The organism is Bradyrhizobium barranii subsp. barranii, from assembly GCF_017565645.3.
Taxonomy (GTDB): Bacteria; Pseudomonadota; Alphaproteobacteria; order Rhizobiales; family Xanthobacteraceae; genus Bradyrhizobium; species Bradyrhizobium barranii.
The window spans coordinates 2,233,071-2,249,953 of sequence record NZ_CP086136.1 but is presented as its reverse complement, the minus strand read 5'-3'; the positions used below and the strand labels follow the sequence as shown (position 1 = coordinate 2,249,953).

The following is a 16,883-nucleotide window of genomic DNA, read 5'->3' as shown; positions in this document are numbered from 1 at the left end:
TCCTCTCATTTCGTCCAGATCGCGGCAGCAGCCATCGACAGGCCGCGGCGAACGGCTTCATCGGCATCGATCGACTGCACGGTGACCGACAGCGCATCGAAGGCCAGCCGGTACAGCATCGCGAGCCGCCCGGAGGCAATCAGCGTGATGCCCGCTTTCGGCACCGTGCCGGAGAGCCCTGCCGCCAGCTCGACGCCGATCAACGTGCCCGACAGCGTTTCGCGCGCGGCGGCCGGTGTGCCGCCGAACAGGAGCTGCCGCGACCGCGCTGTGAACAGAAGGTTGGCCGCGAAGGCCGGCGCTTCATAGGCGACTTTCACAGCCGCCTTGAAGCTCGCGACATCCTCGGCGTCATCGGCACCGGCGACCGCGAGCGACAGGATCGTCTCGCGCGAGACCACGCTGAAGAGCTCGCCGGTCATGAAGGTGGAGAAATGCGCGACCGTGCCGTCCTTCACGCGCACCCATTTCGAATGCGTGCCGGGCATGCAGACCAGCGCTTCGCCTGCGGCCTCGAGACCGAGTGCACCGAGTAGCTGCGTCTCCTCGCCGCGCATCACGTCCGGCGCCCTGGTATCGCGCTGCGCGATGCCGGGCAGGATACGAATATCGCGCGTCTCGCCGGGCACAAGCGCGGCCTGCTTCAGCACAGCAGAGAGCGGCGCAGGCGTGTCAACATAGCCGGCCTCGACCCAGCCGGTCTTGGCGCCAGCCATGCCGCAGACAAGCACCGGCAGTTGGGCCGGGGCCTCGACAGCTGTGAGATGCGACTGCAGCACACCGGCAAAGCCGGCCTTGGCCGCGGCCAGCATGCCCTCATCGCTGCGGCGCTCAGCCAGCACCTGGCCGGCGCGGTCGATCAGCCACAGCCGAAAACTGCTGGTGCCCCAGTCCACCGCGACATAGGCGGGTTCGGTCATCTCAACGGGTATCCTTGGTCTCACGGCTAAGACGCCGTCTCGCGACAATGAGACGACGGCGCGCAAATCTGCCCCGGGATATCGGCTATTGCCGCCTCAAACCAGCGATTTTTCGCAGGTCTGAGGCGCTCGTCGCGCTGGCACACGGCTTGCGATGCGGTGGCACACCGCTTGCTAAAGCTGTCCTGTTCAAGTCCAGGAACGCGCAACAAGACGCGTCAACATCAGATGAGGAAACCCATGGAGATCGGCTATTTCACGATGCCTTCGCATCCGCCGGAGTGCGGCCTGAAGGAAGGAAACGACTGGGACCTGCAGGTCATGCGCTGGCTCGACGAGCTCGGCTACCAGGAAGCCTGGGTCGGCGAGCACCACACCGCGCCCTGGGAACCCAATCCCACGCCGGACCTCCTGATCGCACAGGCGCTGATGCAGACTAAGAATATCCGCATCGGGCCGGGCGGCTTCCTGCTGCCCTATCACCACCCGGCCGAGCTCGCCAACCGCGTCGCGATGCTCGACCATCTCTCCGAGGGCCGGCTCAATTTCGGCGTCGCAGCTTCGGGTCTGCCGAGCGACTGGGCGATGTTCAACGTCGACGGCATGAGCGGACAGAACCGCGACATGACCCGCGAGGCGCTGGAGATCATCCTGAAGCTGTGGTCCGATCCCGCGCCCTTCACCTACAAGGGCAAGTTCTGGACCGTGACCAAGCCGGACACGATGTTCGACTTCCTCAAGCCCCACATCAAGCCGCTCCAGGCCCCGCATCCGCCGATCGGCGTTGCCGGGCTCTCGAAGAACTCGGACACGCTGAAACTCGCCGGCGAGCGCGGCTTCATTCCGATGAGCCTCAACCTCAATCCGGCCTATGTCGGCAGCCATTGGGATTCGGTCGAGATCGGCGCCGCCAAGACCGGCCGCAAGCCGAACCGCGCGGATTGGCGCCTCGTACGTGAGGTGTTCGTCGCCGACACCGACGAGGAGGCCTGGAAGCTCTCGACCGGCGACATGATGGGCCGGATGATGGGCGAGTACTTCCTGCCGCTGCTCGGCCATTTCGGCTTCAAGGACTATCTGAAGCACGCGCCTGACGTGCCCGACAGCGACGTCACCGTCGAATATTGCGCCAAGCGGAACTGGATCGTCGGCTCGCCCGCAACCGTCGCCGAGAAGATCGAGAAGATCTACGACGAGGTCGGCGGCTTCGGCGTGCTGCTAGTGTTCGGCTTCGACTACAAGCACAAGCCGGAGGCCTGGCGCCATTCGCTCTCGCTGCTCAGCAAAGAGGTGATGCCGCGCCTGAAGCATCTCGGCTCCGCGAAGAAGGCCGCTTGACGCGCGGCGGGTGCGGCGCAATCGTGTCGCACCCGCCCCCGTTTCGGAGATTTCGGCGTGAGCGTCGACGCAAAGGATTTCAAACTTGCAATGCGCCAATGCGCCGGCGCGGTTGCGCTGGTCACGGTTGGCGCCGAGCACGGCAAGCGCACCGGGCTGACGGTGACATCAGCCTGCTCGCTATCGGACAATCCGCCGTCCCTGATCGTCTGCGTCAACCGTAACGCCAGCGCACATGCGCGAATCCGCGAGGAAGGCGCCTTCGCGATCAACTTCTTGCACGAGGACCACGCCGTGCTCGCGCTCACCTTCAGCGGCCAGAAGGGCGTCAACGGCGACGACCGATTTGCGTTCGGACAGTGGACGCGCGGCACAACCGGCGCTCCGGTGCTGACGGATGCGGTCGCCGCATTCGACTGCCTGCTGGCGCAGGAATTCGAGACCAAGACGCATTCGATCTTCGTCGGCGAGGTGCGCGGCGTCACGCATTCCGACGAGGCCGCGCCGCTGGTGTATCTGCGCAGCAGCTTCCACGTCCCTCACGAAATCCGCGGCACCGTTTCAGTCGGCGACCTCGATTCGCGGCATCTGAGCTGGAGCGATTTTTCGTAAGCTTCTCGCTTGCTGTTTTCCCTTCTCCCCTTGTGGGAGAAGGTGGCGCGAAGCGCCGGATGAGGGGTATGTCTCCGCAAACTCGAAAGGGAGTAATCGCGGAGGCAGACCCCTCACCCGTCTCGCCGCTACGCGGCGATCCACCCTCTCCCACAAGGGGAGAGAGGAAGAAAGAACGCCGCATGCGACTGAACGCTACTGCGCCGTCTCGATCTTCAACTGCTTGATCTTGCGGTACAGGGTGGCGCGGCTCAGCTTCAGCGCGCGGGCAGCTTCCGTCACGCGGCCGCCATGCTTGCGTAGCGCCTCGACGATCGTCGCGCGCTCGGCCGTTGCGAGATCGGGCTCTGCCGTCCACCCACCGAACGGAGGCAGATCGAGATCGGCATCCATGATGACGCCGTCCTCCGCGGTGCAGCCGGCAAGCCGCAGCACGTGGCGCAGCTGGCGCATGTTGCCGGGATAGGGATAGGCCGAGAGCAACGCCCAGGCCTCGTCCGACAGGCGGCAATCCGGCGCCTCCTCGCGCGCGATCTGGCGGATGATATCGTCTCTGTCGGCGCGCTCGCGCAACGCCGGCAGTCGCACGTCCATGCCGCGCAGCCGGAAGTAGAGATCGGCGCGGAAGGCGCCCTCCTCCGCCATGCGGCCGAGGTCGCGATGGGTCGCGCTGATCAGGCGGATGTCGACCGGCACCGGCTTGAGCGCGCCGAGCGGCCAGACCTCGCGGTTTTCGAGCACGCGCAAGAGGCGCGTCTGCAGCGCGATCGGCATGTCGCCGATCTCGTCGAGAAACAGCGTGCCGCCGTCGGCCTGCACGATCAGACCCTTCGAGCCGTCGCGGCGCGCGCCGGTGAAGGCGCCGGCCTCATAGCCAAACAGCTCGGCGTCGATCAGGCTCTCCGGCATCGCCGCGCAGTTCAGCGCGACATAATGGTTGCGGGCGCGGTTGCTCGCCGCATGAATCGCGCGCGCGAACACGTCCTTGCCGACGCCGGTCTCGCCATGCAGCAGCACCGGCAGATTGTGGTCGCCGATGCTCCGCAGCCGTTTGACGCTTTTGATCAGGCCGAGATCGCGACCTGCGAGCCGATGCAGCGAATCGAAACGATCGACGGGAACGTCACGACGCTGAGTGGACGGCCTCGCCCGCAGCGGCGGCGCGACATGTCCCTGCCCGAGCGCGCTGCCGTCGGCGCGGCGCAGTTCGACGACCTCGTCCGCACCACGCGCCGCGTGATGATCGAACTTGATATAGCGCGACAGATCGATGCCCGATGCGATCAAGCCGTCTGTGAGGCCCAGCAGCGCGCGCGCCGAACGGCAGGCGCCGACGATGCGGCGATCGTCGTCATAGGCAAGCAGGCCGCTGCCGCCGTCGCCCGGCACGGTGGCGATCCAAGCGTTGCGGAAATGGCCGCGGAAGATCGCGCCCTCCATCCGCCGCGTCGCCTCCATCGTCACCGCGAGCGCGAGCTGATGCGCGGCGCGTTCGAGATCCTCGCGGCACGAGGTGATGTTCACGGCACCGGCGAGCCGGCCGGCCTGATCGAACAACGGCGCCACGGCGCAGGAGAACATGTGCCACTGCGCGCGGAAATGCTCGTCGCGATGCACCAGGATGGGCTTCTCTTCGGCAAGCGCGGTGCCGAGCCCGTTGGTGCCCTCGAAGGTCTCGGCGAAATTCGAGCCGGTGTAGATCTTCCAGTCCAAGAACATCTTTGCGTCGGCTTCGCCCGGCAGGCGGCTGAACAGCATGGTCGCGTTCGTATCAGCCAGATTGACGCAGTAGCCGGCCTCGCGCAGCACCCGGGCGAGATCGTCGAGCTCGGGCATCGCGAGCCGGATCGTCTCCTCCATCGGTTCGGCGACGTGCCGGATCTCGGCCTCGGTCAGCGTCTGCGGCGGGCCCTGGCGGGCGGGGTCGAGCTTGTGGCTGATTACGCAGCGCCGCCAGGAATTGGCGATCCGCGACGAGGCATCGACGTCGGCCACGTGGTTGGCGACGGACAAGACACGGGCGACATGGTTCGAGGCCGAAAGGCTGGCCATCGCGGACGTCTCCACCCTGCATTATTGTGCAAAGTCTGGCAGCACAGGCGGGGATGTCAATCGGGAACCGGGACGCAGCTATTGCTGCACTGCGCTCACCACGTATCGATGCAGGGTCGCTTCTTCTTCGTCCTCGCGGGCGGCTTCGGCACCGAGCGCACGCCCGCCATGATCCAGCGCCGCGTCTCGGCGGGGTCGATGACGTTGTCGATCTCGAACACCGAGGCGATCGAGACCGCCTTGCCGTTGGCATAGAGCTCGGCGACCTTGTTGCGATAATAGGTCTCGCGCTCCTCGGGGTCGGCGATCGCCTCCATCTCCTTGCGGAAGCCGAGGCGGACATACCCCTCCAGGCCCATGCCGCCGAATTCGCCGGTCGGCCAGGCCGCGGTGAAGAAGGAGGCGTGGAAGCCGCCGCCGATCATCGACTGCGCGCCGAGCCCATAACCCTTGCGCAGCACGATGCCGAACAGCGGCACGGTGAGGCTGGCACCTGTCACGAACATGCGCGAGACGTGGCGCACGATCGCGGTCTTCTCGGCCTCCGGGCCGACCATGAAGCCGGGCGTATCACAGAGCGAGACGATCGGCAGATCGAAGGCGTCGCAGAGCTGGAGGAAGCGCGCGGCCTTGTCGCCGGCGTCGGCATCGATCGCGCCGCCGAGATGGCGCGGATTGTTGGCGATCAGGCCGAACGGCTTGCCCTCGATGCGGATCAGCGCGGTGATCATGCCGACGCCGTAGTCGCGGCGCAGCTCCAGCACGGAATCCTTGTCGGCGACGAGATCGATGACGCTGCGGATATCGTAGACCCGCAGGCGGTTCTCCGGGATGGCGCCGCGAAGCAGGCGCTGGTCGGCCGCTTGCCACTCCGTCACCGCACCCTGGAAGTAGGACAGGTATTTTTGAGCCACCCGCGTCGCCTCCTCCTCGTCCTCGACCAGGATGTCGATGACGCCATTCGGCGACTGGAACGTAACAGGGCCGACCTCGGCCGGATGATAGACGCCGAGACCGCCGCCTTCGATCATCGCCGGACCGCCCATGCCGATCGAGGCGTTCCTGGTAGCGATGATGACATCGCAGCAGCCGAGCATCGCGGCGTTGCCGGCAAAGCAGTAGCCGGAGACCACGCCGATAACCGGCACGAGGCCGGAGAGCCGTGCGAACTGCACGAAGGACGGGCCGTCGAGGCCGGTCATGCCGAGTCGGTCGGTGTCGCCGGGCCGGCCGCCGCCGCCTTCGGCGTAAAACACCAAGGGCACACGCCAGTCTTCCGCCAGCGTCAGCATGCGGTCGATCTTCTTGTGGTTCATGTGGCCCTGCGTGCCCGCGAGCACGGTGTAGTCGTAGGCCACGACGATGCAGCGGCCGCCCTCGGCGCCGAACTTCTCGGCATTCACCGTCGCAACACCCATCACGAGGCCGTCGGCCGGTGTGCTCTTGATGAGATCGTCGAGCTTGCGGCGACGTCGCTGCGCTGCGATCGCAAGGCTGCCATATTCCATGAACGAGCCGTCGTCGACGAGCTGCGCGACGTTCTCGCGCGCTGTGCGCTGGTTGGTGTTGCGGCGGCGCTCGACCGAGGCCGGCCGGTTCGCATCGAGCGTATTGGCCTGGCGCGCGATCATCTCGGCGAGATCAGGGCGGATGTGGTCGAGATCGACATCGGCCTCCGCTGCCGACGCATCGGCCGCGACGTCGAGCGGCTCCAGATACATGATTGGTTCGCCATGCATCAGGGTCACGCCATCGCCGGCGACGAGCTTCATGACGCGGCCGCCCTGCTCGGCCATGACCAGATGCTCCATCTTCATGGATTCGATCACGGCGAGCTGCTGGCCCGGGCGCACGATCTCGCCTTCCTTCACCTGGATGGTGACGATGGTTCCCTGCAAGGGCGCAGCGACCATCACCGCACCTTCGGGCACGATCTGCGCGACGTGCGTCTCCGCACCATGGCCGCTTCGCTCGGTGGCGGCAAAATAGAGCGGCTTTGCCGCGCCATCGGCCGCCTCGACCAGCTTTGCGATGTTGCGATCGATGAAATCGGTCGCGATGCGGTTGGTCCTGAAATCGGGATGTGCGAGCACGGCCTGGAGGAAGGCGATGTTGGTGACGACGCCATCGATCCTGAACTCGCGCAAGGCGCGCGAGGCTTTTGCCACGACGTCGTGCCAGGCTTCGCCCGGCGTGTGCACGATGACCTTGGCCAGCAGGGAGTCGAACGCCGCGCTGGTTTTATAGCCGGCATAACCAAAACTATCGACGCGGACGCCGGGCCCCGACGGCGGCTCGAACACGGCGAGCACGCCGCCGGTCGGATGCGTCGCCCCCAGCTCGTCCAGCGTCTCCATGTTGACGCGGAGCTGCATGGCATAGCCACGCGGCTTTCGGATGGCGCCCTGTGCCAGATCAAGGGATGCCAATGTTGCGCCGGCGGCGACCGCAAGCTGGGCGCGGACGAGGTCGAGGCCGAGCACTTCCTCCGTCACGGTGTGCTCGACCTGAAGCCGCGGATTGGCCTCGATGAACGCAAAGCTGTCCTCGGCCGTGCCGTCGACCAGGAACTCGAAGGTGCCGAGATTGTCGTAAGCCGCCGCGGTCGCGAGCTGCCTCGCAGCCTCGATGATGCGGCCGCGCAAGGCGTCGCTGAGCGACGGGCTCGGCGCCACCTCGATCAGCTTCTGGTGCCTGCGCTGGATGGTGCATTCGCGCTCCCAGAGATGGGAGATCGCGCCATGGCGATCGCCGATGATCTGCACCTCGATGTGGCGGGCCTGGCGGATCAGGCGCTCGGCATAGACGCCGTCGAATCCGAACGCCGCGCTGGCCTCGGATTGGCAGCGCGCATAAGCTTCCGCGAGATCGGCGGCATTCTCCACGACGCGCATGCCGCGGCCGCCGCCACCAGCCATCGCCTTGATCACGATCGCCGCGCCCTTGCCGAGGGATTCGAAGAATGCCGTGATCTCCTCCAGCGACGAAGGCCCGCTGGTGCCGGCGATGATCGGCACGCCGCAACGCTTGGCCAGTTGCCGGGCCGCGACCTTGTCGCCGAACAGTTTAAGCGCGGCCGGCTTCGGCCCGACGAAGGCGATCCCCGCATCCGCGCAAGCCTTGGCGAACGCGGCATTCTCGCTGAGGAAGCCATAACCGGGATGCACCGCGTCGCAGCCGGCGCGCTTCGCCGCCTTCACCACCGCTTCGATATCGAGATAGGCCCGCGCGCCGCGGCCGGGGATTTCGATCGCCTCGTCGGCAACGCGCGCGTGCAGCGAAAGCGCGTCATCGGCCGGATGGATCGCGACCGTCGCGATGCCGGCATCGGCCGCCGCGCGCGCGATACGGATGGCGATCTCGCCACGGTTGGCGATCAGGAGTTTCTTGAACGACATGCGGCGTCTCCATGCCCGCGGGCCGAGGCGCGGGTCGGCAGGTTCGATGATCCTGCTTCTTCACTTTAACCGCGCTCGTCAAGGGCGAGAAAGCCCGTCGCAATAGCCGGTCCCGCAGGCCGGAATATCAGTTGCCAGCGCGCGCCGTGACGAGGCGCATAATCCGCGCCGCGGCAGATAGTATGAACGCGATGTCAGGCCGCCCGCACGCCCGCAACGAAGGTGCTGACCTCGTTCTCCAGTGATTGCAGCTTCTGCGACAGCCGGCCGCTCGATTGCAGCACGAGGCCCGCGGCTTGGCCCGTTTCCGCCGTGGCGTCGGTGACACCGGAGATGTTCTGCGAGACCTGGTCGGTGCCGGACGCCGCCTCCTGCACACTGTGGGCGATCGCCTGCGTCGCGGCGCCCTGCTCCTCGACAGCGGCGGCGATCGACGAGGAGATCTCGTTGACCTCCATGATGGTCTTGCGGATGCTCTCGATGTTGCCGACAACCTGGTTGGTCTCGGCTTGGATCGCGGTGATCTGCGCGCCGATCTCGTCGGTCGCCTTCGCGGTCTGGCTCGCCAGCGATTTCACCTCGCTCGCGACCACGGCAAATCCCCTGCCGGCCTCGCCGGCACGCGCCGCCTCGATGGTGGCGTTGAGCGCGAGCAAATTGGTCTGCGATGCGATCTGGTTGATGAGGTCGATGACCTCGCCGATCTTGTGCGCGGCGGCGGCCAGCCCCTGCACGGTGTCGTTGGTGCGCTGACCGTCCGCGGCCGCCTTGTCGGCCACGTTTGCAGCCTGCGCGACACGCTGGCTGATCTCGGTGATCGAGGACGACAGCTGGCCGGCGGCGGACGCCACCGTCTGCACATTGCTCGACGCCTGCTGGCAGGCGGTCGCGACGAAGCTTGCGCGGTCGGTCGCCTTGTTCGCGGTCTCCGACATGCCTTGCGCGGCCTGCTGCATCGCGCGCGCCTCGGTGAAGACGTCGCGGACGACGGCCTGAACGCTCGCCTCGAACCTGCCGGCGAGATCGGCCATCGTCTTGCGTTTCTCGTCGTCGGCCCTTTGCTTCGTCTCCTGCTGCTCCGCATGCATGCGGCTCACCGCCGACGCATTGTCCTTGAACACGGCAAGCGCCTTGGCGAGCCCGCCGACCTCGTCGCTGCGGCCGGTGTAGGGCACCTCGAACGCGCTGTCGCCGGCGGCGAGCCGCTCGGTCAGCGCGGTGATGTTCGCGAGCGGCCGGGTCACGCTGCGGCCGATTACGAAGGAGCAGGCCAGCACCAGGACCAGGACGGCCAGACAAATGTAGGCGAATGTCGTCGCATTCTGGCGAAAAACGGCATCGACGTCGTCGAGATAAATGCCGGTACCGATGATCCATCCCCAGGGCGCAAAGCCCTTCACATAGGAGATTTTTCCGACCGGCTGCTCGAAGCCCGGCTTCGGCCAGAGATAGCTGTAGAAGCCCGCGCCCTGCTTGTTGACGACGTCAACGAAGCCCACGAACAGCGCATTGCCGGCAGGGTCCTTCATGCCGGAGAGATCCTTGCCGTCGAGCTCGGGCTTGATCGGGTGCATGACCATCTTGGGCGCCATGTCGTTGATCCAGAAATACTCGACCTTGTCATAACGCAGGCTCTTGATCGCTGCGATCGCGGCGACCTGCGCCTGTTCGCGCGGCAGCTTCCCCTCGCTCTCGAGCTTCTGATAGTGTGCCAGGATGCCGTAGCCGACGTCGACCATGTGCTGCGTCTTGGCCTGGCGGTCGGCGATCATCTGCGCGCGCAGGGTCGAGAGCGCGATCGGCGCCAGAGCGATCATGCCGAGGAGGCTGATGCCGACAATCAGGACCAGCTTGAAACTGATGCGGGAGAAAAACATCGGTGCTCGCAAGAATTGGAAGGGCTGATATGCCAGTTTATCCCGCACCCCTTAGCGAAGCTTTAAGCATTCGGGTTCTCCAAATCCCCGCAAAATTGCGTTGGAGGCCGCCGGCGTAATGCGTGCGGCTTGGCAGGCTGGCGAGGCTTGGCTGCATCCGGGATCCCGGCTCTTTAGATCTAGAAGACCTCGATATCGGCGCTCCGAGCGTTGACTTGCGGTCGGCTCTGGCGGAACGATCGGCGCAGATCATCAGCGCAAGCTGTGGCGTGAGCTGCACAGAAGGCCAGAGGCTCAATGCATCAATCGACATATGGCAAGTCCCTCGACCTTCCCACGCTGTGCGCAGCGGAGCGGCTCTTCATCTGGGGATTTCGAGCCAAGGCACGCAGCGGAAGCGCCGTTCCGACCGCGGCCGATATCCAGCAAGTGTACGACCACTTTCGCGTGGGCGACGCCGTGCCGTCGCTGGAATCCATCATCGAGATCTTCGCTTGCACGGCGCATACGGCCATCGAAGTTCATTGCCCGACCTGTCCGAAGATGTCGGACAGCGAGCAGGGGATCCTGCGGGCCATCGCCGCGGCACAGCAGGAGCGCATCGACGTCGCGCGCGAGCAGTTCGAGAGCTGGCTGCCGCCGGTCGGTGCCGATTGGGCTCTCGCACCCGTGCGGGGGCTTGCAACGATCTTCCGCATGGCTGGCCTCATCCTGCCCGACCGGCACGTTCAGTCTTTCGACCATGACCGGACGATGGCGATGAAGAGCTGGCTGGTCGGAAGTCCCACGCTGCACTGACGGGATCGTTCATGCTCCACGATACGTGTGGTTCTGCGCCAGTCGAAACAGCCGGCCAGCCGCGGCTCTGTCCGCTCCAGGCCGCGCTTGCGGCGCGTCCCTGCGTCGAGAGCTACGATGAGTTTTCCCGCGTCGCGCTGTCGCTGTTCCGATTCATCGGAGCGGCCTATGCGACCGGCGCCTCCGATTGCTGGGAAGCGGCCTATCGCTTCGCCGACGAGGCGGAATTGATGCGACTGCTGGCGGTGGCGCGCCGCAACCAGCCGGGCGAACTCGAATCCATCGTTTGCCAGTTCGTCGGGAACGAGAACGAGATCGCGACGACGCGGGCCGTCAACGCGCTTGCCTTGTGCTGACGCTTTGATGGGTTCTAGTCGCATCTCAAGCGACCTTGCGCTATCAACATCGCCATGGAGACGCAGTGCTCGATGCCCTCCATAAAACCTCCAGACGGCCCCAGGGATCACCACCGCTGGGGTCGTCGTTTTGCGGCCTGACCTAACCGCCCTTCTTGCCGAGCACGAGATCGATGGTGTGAGCCGCGATCTTGCGCAGCTGCGGCTCGTCGCCGAAGGCACGTTCGAGCACGCCAAGGCCGCGCGTCACCGTGATGATGTGCAGCGCTGCGGCCGCGGGATTGCCATTGAACTCGCCGCGCTCTGCGCCTTCCGCCAGCGTCTCTTGAACCAGCATGGTGATGCGCGAGATGAGGCCCGCAAAGGCCTGACGCGCGTCTTCATCCAAGCCTTCCCCTTCGGCCGCGCCGAGCTCCATCAATCCGCGCGTGGTCGGACATCCCCGCGGTGGCGAGCCCGAGCGGAAGTTGGTGATGGTCAGGTCGAAAAACGCCGTGAGGCGTTTTCGCAATGAGCCCGCGCCGAGCGCCTTTTGCAGGGCGAGGAGATAATCGCCCGCATAACGCTCATAGGCCTGGAGGAACAGCGCCTCCTTGCTGCCGAAGGCATTGTAGAGGCTGCCGCGCTGAACACCGGCATCGCGCGCGATGTCCGACAGCGACGTGCCGCGCACGCCCTTGCGCCAGAACTGGTCGAACGCGATACGCAGGACGTCGTCGTGGTCGAACTCGCGCGGCCTCAAATCCTGCTCCTCTGCCCGGCAAAAGTATTTGACACGATGTCAATAACGTGTTTTCTCGACATCGTGTCAAAAACTAATTGGGATTGATAGCCCGTTCCGTCAATGGGCCCAACGGCCGGCGCTTGCGTGCGCCCTGGCCGATCGGGCCCGCATGCCAAAAGGGACCCGCCCATGCCTCTCCTTCACATCTCAATGCGCGCCGGCAAACCGGAAGCCTATCGGCAGGCGATCCTCGATGGTTTGTACCTCGCCATGCGCGAGGCGCTGAACGTGCCCGAGGGCGACGAGTTCATGACCATCAGCGAGCATGACGCCTCGAACTTCCGCTGCGGCAATGCCTATGGCGTCAAACGCAACGACGACGCCGTGCTGATCCAGATCACCGTATTCGCATCGCGCACGCCGGAGCAGAAAAAGGCGCTGTACCGCCGGATCGCGGAGCTGCTCGGCGAAAACCCGGGCATCCGCTCCGAGGACGTGTTCGTCAACGTGCTCGACGCCCCCGCGGAGAACTGGTCCGTCGGAAACGGCATCGCGCAATTTGCCTGAAGTGAGGGGCTTGCTTCTAGCGTGATCGCTCGCTTCACCCACCCGCAACGCACGCCGCCATGATCCCGTCGAACTCGGCCTTCGAGAGCACGCCGAGCTCGGCGATGAAGACGATCCGCGATCGCGGCACGCCCTCCGCCGGTGCATCGCCCGGCGCGAGCGTCGCGCGGCCGGCGGCGAACTGAAGCACCATCTAGCGCCCGGGTTGCTCGACGGTCTCGAACAGGCCTTTTGCGCGCGCAAGCTTTGGCGCCAGGCGGCCGATCGCCTGCTGCAGGCGCGGCAGCGACAGCAGCTGGTCCGAGGTCCAGCTCAGCGTCTCGAAGCGCTCCTCGGACAGCCGTCGTGGTCCAGGGTCGCGCGGCGCGGGCGCACGATCAACAGCCGCGGGAAACAGCAGCGCGGACGGAATCTCGCCGTGCCTGGCATCGACCACCACGGCGGGGACGCGCTGCGCGCGGATGGCTTCGCGCATGCGGGCGCCTGCGCTCTCGTCCGCCAGATCGAGCTTGCTCAGCGCCACGATATCGGCGACGCGCAATTGCGAACGATGGAGCGCATCATCCAGGGCCACAGGTAGCGTCGCCGCATCCATCACGCAGAGCACGGTTTCCAGCGGCGCCTCGCGCAGGATCACGGGGTCCATCAGGTTGCGGACGATGTCGGCGGGATCGGCGACGCCGCTGGTCTCGATGACGATATATTCGGGCTTGGGATCGCGTCGCAACAGCGTCGAGAGCGTGCGCAGGAGATCGCCTTCGAGCGAGCAGCAGATGCAGCCATTGGCGAGGCTGACCACGCCGTCGCTGGCGCCCGCGATCAACTCCGCGTCGATGTTGATCGCGCCGAAATCGTTGACGATTGCCGCGATACGCCGTCCCTCCGCGTTCGCCAGCAGATGGTTGACGACCGTGGTCTTGCCTGCCCCCAGAAAGCCCGTCACCAGGAGAATGGGGACCGGCATGGGATCAGCCCTCGACGACGGGGCGACGCACGGGGCGGCCGGGCCGCACCGCCACGTCCAGCACGCCATCGCTGATCAGCGGCTGGCCGCTGACGATCAGATGCCGCACGCCGTCCGAGGGGCGGTTCATCGCCGTGAAGGTCGCGCGGTCCGAGAGCTTCTCGTAGTCGAACACGACGATGTCGGCATCGGCGTCCTTGGCAAGGCGGCCCTTGGCCCGCATCGCGGGCGTGCTCTGCGACAGGATCTCTGCGGGGATCAGCGCGCATTTGCGCACGCCTTCGAGCAGCGACACGGCCTTGCGCTCGCGCACCCATTCGCGAATGAATTTCGTGAAGCAGCCGGCCGAGCGCGGATGCGAGGTGGCGTCATCCGGCAGCGGCCAGGCGTCGCCGGTGTAGGTCTTGCCGTCCGACGTCGTCCACGGCATCGCATCGGACGCGATCGCGCCGCCGGGATACAGCACCGACATATCGAGCAGATCGCGATGATGCGCATTGTTGTCGGTATCGAGGATGTGCCAGAGCACCAGCGAGGACGGCTCTTCGGCTTGCGCCTTCAGCAGCTCCTCGCGATCGCGGAAGCGGTGACCGTCGGTCACGCGCTGCACCGAGTCGTAGCCGGTGCCGTTGCGCTCGACGAACTCCGGGTCGCTGAAGAAGGCCGCGGCCAGCACGGTCGAACCGGTGCCGTAGGGATAGGCCTCGACCGTGATCGGGAGGCCCTGCGCCTGCGCCTTTTCGACCAGCACGCGGCAGCGCTCGATGTCGGTCTTGCTCGACGAGTTGAAATGACAGATGTGCATGTGCGCGCCGGTGGCGCCGGCATAGCCGATCAGGCGGATATAGGCTTCTGCCGCACTTTCGGGGTCGACGCGCGACATATAGGCGACGTGGGTGAAGGTCGGCACGTCCTGCCTCGCCGCGAGCTGGCAGACCGCCGTCAGCTCCTGCACGCCGGCGCCCGGCGCATAGGCGTTCAGGATGCCGATGCCGATGCCGCCCTCGTTGAGACCGCGCGAAAGACGCTCGAGGATGCCGGCGACCTCCGCATCGCTTGCCACGTTGTCCATCCAGCGGCGGTCGCGCATGGCGTTGCCGAACGCCTCCAGCGAGCTCTCCGCATTCGAGCCGGTCATCGCGCCGAGGCGCGCAAAGGCCCAGTTGGTGGCGGCGCCATAGTTCAGCACGCGTCCCTTCCGCGCCTGGCGCTCATACCAGGAGGCGACCGGCAGCACGCCGGCCTCGAGATCGAGCGTCGTCGTCACGCCGTCGAACGCCTGCATGCGGTCGGCCGGGATCGACTGGCCATGCGCGTGCAGATCGATGAAGCCCGGCGCGACCACGAGCCCCGTCGCGTCGATCACCCGCTCGGTGCCGCTGAGGCCCGTGCCGACCGCGGCGATCTTGCCATCCATCACTGCTACATCGCCAATGGCGTCCATCCCGCTCGCGGGATCCACCACCCGGCCGCCAGAGATCACCAAGCCGCTCATGTCAAAACTCCAAAAAGCAGAAAGCCATGGCCTCCAAAGGCCCGGCAGCCGCTTCGGAGGATGAGCTCGGCCGCATCGCGCACCGTCCCGGCGCGCATGATGCAGATTTTGAAGGGGACGACCACTACCGTCGATGCCGATGCAGCATGCTTGCGCGGGAGGTCGGTGCTCGCAGGAGTGTTCGGCCTGGAGGGGCACAACGCCGCTTCGTCAGTTCGCGTGCCGATCGCCAAGTGCTCGCATCCTCGCGGCATGTTTTGCCCGAGCTGTGCTTCGCGTCATGTCCTCCCGAAAAAAGGGCGCAGGGAAGACCGGGCGCCGGCTGGCACCCACACTCCCCCATACTGAACGGATGCACACGCAAGGCCCCCCGCATAAGCCGTGCTGAACTTCGATAGGGTCTGATTATCGCTGGTCGGCGGCTAGCAAGCGCGGCGCGACGCGCGCTCAACTTTCTGGCTGTTGCTGAGCGGTAACGATTTGTCCATGGCAATGCTTGAACTTCCTTTTGCTTCCGCAAAAGCACAATGCGTTTCTCCTGAACGTTTCTCTAAGCGCATCGCCAGTTGGAGACATCAGAGTCGTAACCATCTTTATTGCGGTGAGGTCTATGTTGCCGAATTCAGCGGCTGCTTTCTTGAGGAGGTGATGCGTCTCCGACGCTTTAATCACGTAACCGAGGTGCATCCGCACATCGATAGCGATGTCGGCGCTGGCTGAAGTTGGCGCCGGCTTAATCTCTACGAGACCCGCTTCAGTGATTCTGGGTCCACCCCAAAGCGTGCCGAGCAACCCAAATCGACGACCGAGCTGAAGCTTGTCAGGCGCATCCGAACTAACGTATGGCCCGTTGTCCATCAAAAAAATCGGCGACCCCGACGAGCCCGAAAACACAGCGATGTCTACAACGAACTCGCGACGCCCCTGAAAGTTCGCAGTTAGCGGGCTCGCAGTAAAACCTCGACGAAATAAAGGAAATCCGTTGTGCTCATCCCATATGGCATTCGGACATCCAACCATTGTGACCTGTTCACAGACGTCCAGTTCCTCAACTGGCCCGTAAATCAAGTCGTCCATGATCGCCTTATAGAAAACAGATCGGCCCGGATTTGCCTGCTTCCAGAAGTTAATAAGAGGTCCCAATAGAATCCCACACAGGTCGATCGCTGGGTCATCGTGTAAGACGGTCGTCGCTAGAATTGCAGGGGTTTCGATAAAAGTGATTCCGCCGTCCGGCGCTTCATCGGTGCCATTGAGCCCAGTGTGCATGCATATGCGAAGGCTCTTCGCGCCTTCAAGGACGTGCTTGTTCGTAATCAAGATGGGGACCATCATCCCAGATGAATGCCCAATGCCGCAGATGTAGCCGGTTCCCACCGACAGGCGACCGTTCCCGACATTACACTCGATCCGTTTGACGCAATAGAGCAAGAGCTCCGATGGGGTCCGCGGATTTAGAATCATGCAACATCCAGCCCTAGACGAAAGATGATCAATCAAACTTAGATTAGCACCGCGAGGCGAATCTAGGGGGCGAGCACGCCGCTAACCTTCGCGACGATACCACCTCGACACGTCCGCAAAGTGCGAGATGCGAAATCAGCGACTCCGGCTGCGGCCAATCAACTCGAGAAAGCGTTGCGCGCTGTTCTCCATTACGGTGACAGTGCACTTAATTTCCATTCCCGAAATGGTCCGCGCGCGGCGTTGCCACACTGCATGACGCGGTGCGGCTGGTCGCGAACGGCTGTGCGAGCGAAACGGATGTATGATGCGGATAAT

At 65.0% G+C, this 16,883-nt stretch carries 12 protein-coding genes and 1 pseudogene; 5 read left to right on the top strand and 8 right to left on the bottom strand.

The features are described from left to right. Positions 1-5: 5 nt before the first annotated feature. Positions 6-920 carry a 2-dehydro-3-deoxygalactonokinase gene (locus tag J4G43_RS10970; protein WP_166349504.1) on the bottom strand — a complete coding sequence of 305 codons (915 nt, stop codon included), beginning with the start codon at positions 918-920 and terminating at the stop codon, positions 6-8. A gap of 240 nt (positions 921-1,160) precedes the next feature. Between J4G43_RS10970 and J4G43_RS10965 the strand changes: the two genes are divergently transcribed. Together J4G43_RS10965 and J4G43_RS10960 are read left to right on the top strand one after the other, a co-directional pair. Continuing rightward, positions 1,161-2,258 carry an LLM class flavin-dependent oxidoreductase gene (locus J4G43_RS10965; RefSeq protein WP_063985464.1) on the top strand — a complete coding sequence of 366 codons (1,098 nt, stop codon included), beginning with the start codon at positions 1,161-1,163 and terminating at the stop codon, positions 2,256-2,258. A gap of 57 nt (positions 2,259-2,315) precedes the next feature. Further along, positions 2,316-2,870: a flavin reductase family protein gene (locus J4G43_RS10960; protein WP_208084793.1), complete on the top strand. Its 555-nt coding sequence runs from the start codon at positions 2,316-2,318 to the stop codon at positions 2,868-2,870. Between the two features lie 195 nt (positions 2,871-3,065). Here the strand turns inward: J4G43_RS10960 and J4G43_RS10955 are convergent, their stop codons facing one another. The 3 genes from J4G43_RS10955 to J4G43_RS10945 all read right to left on the bottom strand — a co-directional run bounded on the left by J4G43_RS10955 (position 3,066) and on the right by J4G43_RS10945 (position 10,197). Beyond that, positions 3,066-4,922: a sigma-54-dependent Fis family transcriptional regulator gene (locus tag J4G43_RS10955; protein ID WP_208084792.1), complete on the bottom strand. Its 1,857-nt coding sequence runs from the start codon at positions 4,920-4,922 to the stop codon at positions 3,066-3,068. 95 nt (positions 4,923-5,017) lie between these two features. After that, entirely contained in the window at positions 5,018-8,320 is a 3,303-nt protein-coding gene (locus J4G43_RS10950; protein WP_208084791.1) for an acetyl-CoA carboxylase family protein, read from the bottom strand. Positions 8,321-8,514: 194 nt separating this feature from the next. Further along, the gene (locus J4G43_RS10945) at positions 8,515-10,197 is read right to left on the bottom strand and encodes a methyl-accepting chemotaxis protein (protein ID WP_208084790.1); all 1,683 of its coding nucleotides are present in this window, start codon (positions 10,195-10,197) and stop codon (positions 8,515-8,517) included. 297 nt (positions 10,198-10,494) lie between these two features. Between J4G43_RS10945 and J4G43_RS10940 the strand changes: the two genes are divergently transcribed. Both J4G43_RS10940 and J4G43_RS10935 read left to right on the top strand, forming a co-directional pair. Then, the gene (locus tag J4G43_RS10940; RefSeq protein ID WP_208084789.1) at positions 10,495-10,995 is read left to right on the top strand and encodes a hypothetical protein; all 501 of its coding nucleotides are present in this window, start codon (positions 10,495-10,497) and stop codon (positions 10,993-10,995) included. 11 nt (positions 10,996-11,006) lie between these two features. Next, positions 11,007-11,351: a hypothetical protein gene (locus J4G43_RS10935; RefSeq protein WP_208084788.1), complete on the top strand. Its 345-nt coding sequence runs from the start codon at positions 11,007-11,009 to the stop codon at positions 11,349-11,351. A gap of 142 nt (positions 11,352-11,493) precedes the next feature. Here the strand turns inward: J4G43_RS10935 and J4G43_RS10930 are convergent, their stop codons facing one another. Continuing rightward, complete coding sequence (locus tag J4G43_RS10930; protein ID WP_208084787.1) at positions 11,494-12,093, bottom strand: TetR/AcrR family transcriptional regulator; 600 nt, start codon at positions 12,091-12,093, stop codon at positions 11,494-11,496. A gap of 171 nt (positions 12,094-12,264) precedes the next feature. Between J4G43_RS10930 and J4G43_RS10925 the strand changes: the two genes are divergently transcribed. Beyond that, positions 12,265-12,642, top strand: coding sequence for a tautomerase family protein (locus tag J4G43_RS10925; RefSeq protein WP_208084786.1), 378 nt, complete (start codon positions 12,265-12,267; stop codon positions 12,640-12,642). 34 nt (positions 12,643-12,676) lie between these two features. Here the strand turns inward: J4G43_RS10925 and J4G43_RS10920 are convergent. The 3 genes and pseudogenes from J4G43_RS10920 to J4G43_RS10910 all read right to left on the bottom strand — a co-directional run bounded on the left by J4G43_RS10920 (position 12,677) and on the right by J4G43_RS10910 (position 16,421). Continuing rightward, positions 12,677-13,606, bottom strand: a pseudogene (locus J4G43_RS10920) (CobW family GTP-binding protein). 4 nt (positions 13,607-13,610) lie between these two features. Next, positions 13,611-15,101, bottom strand: a complete 1,491-nt coding sequence (locus J4G43_RS10915; RefSeq protein WP_208084785.1) for an amidohydrolase family protein — start codon at positions 15,099-15,101, stop codon at positions 13,611-13,613. A gap of 447 nt (positions 15,102-15,548) precedes the next feature. Beyond that, positions 15,549-16,421: an SEC-C metal-binding domain-containing protein gene (locus J4G43_RS10910; protein WP_249814768.1), complete on the bottom strand. Its 873-nt coding sequence runs from the start codon at positions 16,419-16,421 to the stop codon at positions 15,549-15,551. Between the last annotated feature and the right edge of the window lie 462 nt (positions 16,422-16,883).

Bases quoted from the DNA above. Each gene is read 5' to 3' on its own strand.
- J4G43_RS10915 (WP_208084785.1), bottom strand. From the start codon at position 15,101: ATGAGCGGCTTGGTGATCTCTGGCGGCCGGGTGGTGGATCCCGCGAGC.
- J4G43_RS10965 (WP_063985464.1), top strand. From the start codon at position 1,161: ATGGAGATCGGCTATTTCACGATGCCTTCGCATCCGCCGGAGTGCGGC.
- J4G43_RS10955 (WP_208084792.1), bottom strand. From the start codon at position 4,922: ATGGCCAGCCTTTCGGCCTCGAACCATGTCGCCCGTGTCTTGTCCGTC.
- J4G43_RS10970 (WP_166349504.1), bottom strand. From the start codon at position 920: ATGACCGAACCCGCCTATGTCGCGGTGGACTGGGGCACCAGCAGTTTT.
- J4G43_RS10925 (WP_208084786.1), top strand. From the start codon at position 12,265: ATGCCTCTCCTTCACATCTCAATGCGCGCCGGCAAACCGGAAGCCTAT.
- J4G43_RS10940 (WP_208084789.1), top strand. From the start codon at position 10,495: ATGCATCAATCGACATATGGCAAGTCCCTCGACCTTCCCACGCTGTGC.
- J4G43_RS10945 (WP_208084790.1), bottom strand. From the start codon at position 10,197: ATGTTTTTCTCCCGCATCAGTTTCAAGCTGGTCCTGATTGTCGGCATC.
- J4G43_RS10950 (WP_208084791.1), bottom strand. From the start codon at position 8,320: ATGTCGTTCAAGAAACTCCTGATCGCCAACCGTGGCGAGATCGCCATC.
- J4G43_RS10935 (WP_208084788.1), top strand. From the start codon at position 11,007: ATGCTCCACGATACGTGTGGTTCTGCGCCAGTCGAAACAGCCGGCCAG.